This is a genomic window from Chitinophaga varians (genome assembly GCF_014529945.1).
In the GTDB taxonomy this organism is placed as follows: Bacteria; Bacteroidota; Bacteroidia; order Chitinophagales; family Chitinophagaceae; genus Chitinophaga; species Chitinophaga varians.
Window position 1 is genome coordinate 1 of the sequence record NZ_JACVFB010000023.1, and the last position, 989, is coordinate 989.

Annotated in this window: 1 protein-coding gene; it reads left to right on the forward strand. The window is 50.6% G+C overall.

Annotation, left to right across the window (positions count from 1 at the left end; all coding sequences use genetic code 11):
* A partial coding sequence (locus ICL55_RS34870; protein ID WP_188106696.1) for an AMP-binding protein occupies positions 1-989 on the forward strand: 989 nt, incomplete at both ends.

Consider the following 989-nt stretch of genomic DNA (forward strand, 5'->3'; position numbering starts at 1 on the left):
AAATCCTGGCTGCTGGGCCGTCTGGACAATACGGCTGTTGGATATCCTGAAGATAAAACGATCGTAGATCTTTTTAAGGAGCAGGTTGCCCGTACGCCGGACAATATAGCGCTCAAATACGGCGAAGAGGAGGTGACCTACGCAGCCCTGGACAAGCAGTCGGACCAGGTGGCCTGCCTGTTGCAGCAATATGATGTTCAAACAGAAGAGATCATCGGTTTGTTGATGGACCGGTCTGTTGAGACGGTGGTGGGCATGCTGGGGATTCTTAAAGCCGGAGGGGCTTATCTTCCAATTGATATTGATTATCCTGCTGAGCGGATCAGCTACCTGATACAAGACAGCGGATTACGGCTGTTGTTGTCTTCGAATAAGCTGGAGGTTACGGTAGCCGAACCGGCTGTTACACTGGTTTACCTGGAAGACGCTGCGGGCATAGTGAGCGGTGAGATAAAACCGGCGCAGGTGATTGCTCCTTCCCATTTATGTTACATTATCTATACCTCTGGTACCACCGGCAATCCCAAAGGGGTGATGGTGGAGCATGGCAACGTGGTGCGGCTGCTGTTCAACGACGCCTTCCAGTTCAGCTTTGATCATACCGATGTCTGGACAATGTTCCACAGTCATTGTTTTGATTTTAGTGTGTGGGAGATATACGGCGCAATTTTATACGGAGGAAAGGTGGTGATCATCCCTAAGGCTGTTGCGAGAGACACCCGGTTGTATCGTGCCCTCCTGGAACGTGAACAGGTAACGGTGCTGAATCAGACGCCCGGTGCGTTTTACAACCTGATAGAAGAGGATGCCAACGCAGGCAGCCGGCTGTCGTTGCGGTATGTGATATTTGGCGGAGAAGCGCTTAGCCCGGCAAGACTGACATCCTGGTGGAATAAATATCCGGAAGTGAAGCTGATCAACATGTTCGGCATCACAGAAACAACGGTGCATGTTACTTACAAAGAAATCGGCGCATACGAAATAGCAAA